The sequence below is a fragment of the Candidatus Abawacabacteria bacterium genome (genome assembly GCA_016207805.1).
Lineage (GTDB): Bacteria > Patescibacteriota > Gracilibacteria > RBG-16-42-10 > RBG-16-42-10 > JACQZO01.
In genome coordinates, this window is sequence record JACQZO010000003.1 from 1 (window position 1) to 2,525 (window position 2,525).

At 38.7% G+C, this 2,525-nt stretch carries 2 protein-coding genes; both read right to left on the reverse strand.

All coding sequences use genetic code 11. From position 1 onward, the window contains the following. Positions 1 to 1,895: hypothetical protein (locus tag HY817_01325; GenBank protein ID MBI4835879.1), on the reverse strand; the 1,895-nt coding region annotated here is incomplete at its 3' end. A 14-nt stretch (positions 1,896 to 1,909) separates the two neighbouring features. After that, positions 1,910 to 2,525 (reverse strand): hypothetical protein (locus HY817_01330; protein ID MBI4835880.1); only part of this gene is annotated, 616 nt, incomplete at its 5' end.

Consider the following 2,525-nt stretch of genomic DNA (forward strand, 5'->3'; position numbering starts at 1 on the left):
CCAAAGCTAGAGATCGTTGTAAATGTTTGTCCCCCATCTAAGGATAGTAATAAGGCTTGGCTAACAACTGCTCTATTATCACTACTTTGCCATCTTACTTGGATTGGTTGGCCTGCTATCAAGCTTTGGTTTGCTGTAGGCTGCGATATTGTCACTAAAGGAGCTATTGTGTCTGCTCCTAGTTCTATCCTAAAGTTTGATGGTGTTACAGTTTGAGCCATATTTCCTGCTTCATCCCTAACAATTAGGCGAAGTCTAGTTTGCTCTGATTGCAGTGTCATTGGGATTGGAAAACTAAAACTTTGTGTAGTTCCAGCAAGCCCATTTGCTAGAGTGATTGGGAAAGTAGTTCCTCCATCTGTTGATAGAGATAAGTCTTGTGATGTTACCGCTACATTATCACTAGACATCCAAGATATTTGTAAACTATCTCCTGATGTAAAGCGCTCTCCTCCCTTTGGTGAAAGGAAACTAACCATTGGTGCTTGTGTGTCTCCTGTTTGTCCATTTCCTTTTACTATAGAGAAATTACCTGTAGTAGAGTTTGCTCTCCTTGCTCCTAAATCTACTGTACTTACTCTTATTTGTACTCTATTCATTAGTTCAACATCAGGCACTTGCCAAATAAATTCTTGAGCTTGGGCTGGAAGTCTTTCTGCACCTGGGATTGGAGCAAATGTTGCTCCTGAGTCTGTTGATATTTCTACCATGTGGCTTGCTATTGCATAACTTTGCCCTGCCACCGTTGTCTGCCATTTTATCGTAGTCGCCTGTCCTGCCATCACTTGCTGATTCGTCGCTGGCGCTGTCGTTTGTAGTGTCGGCGGCTGTCCTATGGAAAAGTCGCCTGTTAGGGCAATCCCACCACTAAATGGGCTAGGAAAATTACTACTAGTACTGGTTAAAGGGTTACTTAAAAACTTATTGACTGTCGTGTCAAACAAAAGTACCCCATAATCTTGGCATAAATAAAGTAATTGTCCATCAGAAGAAATTTCTAATTTTTTGGCAAAACCTTTGCTATCTCCTTCAAAAACAAAAGAAGAAATAGTTTTGACTATCTCTTTAGCATTTACATTGTAAATAGAAAACCCAAAACCAAGATACCCAGTAACATACAAAAACTTACCATCTAAACTTGTTTTTAATAATAAATCGCCAAATGCAGAGGTACTAGGAGATTTAAAGCGGTTGACCAGCTTAAAAAGCCTAGTTTCAAAAATAGAAACTGTATCGTTACTACCAACAAAAAGAAGTTGACCATCAGGGGAAAGCTCTAATTCTTGTGGCCTAACTTGGAATTTACTTCTCTCAGGTAAATCTTGAATGGCCGCAATTCTGCTTCCGCTCAAAACATCTAAAATAAAAACATCTTTACTAAATAAAGACACATAAGCTCTTCTTCCATCAGGACTAAATATTAAATCTCTTGGGCTTTCACTAAAAGCTATTCGTCCCATTACTCTTAAAGTTTCTGGGTCAATAATAGATATCTCCTTAGGCTCATCTAACAAAGCCCACATCATTCCGGTTGGTGACAGTTTTACTCCATACACTCCAATATTATCAAACAATCGTCCAATTACTCTTCGTTGTTCTAAATCTACAACTGTCATTCCCTTTTTATCATCAACAAATGGGTTATTATTTACAAATGCCCGTCTTTTATCTTTAGTTAATTCTATTCTTTGGGGTGCTGAAGGAAATAATTCTACCTGACTAAGTTCCTTAAATGTCAAAGCATCTACAATGGATATGTACCCTCCTTGATCAGCGTTAGAAGGGCCATCTCTAATAAAAGTTTGATAAATAAGGGGATTACTTTCTTGCTGCGCTTGAACACTAGTAAAAAAAAGTAGCAAAAATAAAAGTAAAGTAAGTATTTGTTTTATCATGCAGTTAATCCTTTTTAGTTATAAGTACTACCAATAGAAACAAGTCTAGTAGTAACAGTAAAGGTATAGCCATCTGGATCTAATCCTGTTGCACTATTGTCAAATGTACTTGCTGATGCACATCCTCTTGTTGGCCTTAAATTCAATGGTCTTACCTCTCCATAGTATGTCACCCCATTTGCACCTGGACACTCAAAACGTGTAACTCCTTTTCCATTAGTGCCACATAATTGTCCTGCTCTAAACCCACAATATGGATCTACTCCACATTTATCTTTGTAACACTGAGAACCATAAGGACAGTTTTTTGTTACAGGAGGAGGGCCTGGGTCTGTTACTTTAACCCCAACAGGTTTGCAGTCAGCGCCACCATCAGTGCAAATCATAGCATTCTCACTACCAGCATTAATAACAAAAGTAGGACCAACAATATCAGTGGGAACAGAGGCAGGTTGGTCACAATTGCCTCCATCAAAGGGGGTTGGGTAGTAAATCTCATCGACGACAACATCAAAATGAATGACAATTTGGTTGGTGATGCTGAGATAAGTGTGAGTCTCAACATCTGCCCTAACCATGTAAGAATAACGGTTAAATCTCTCTCCTGCTCCTGAAAATAAAGTTTCTTGC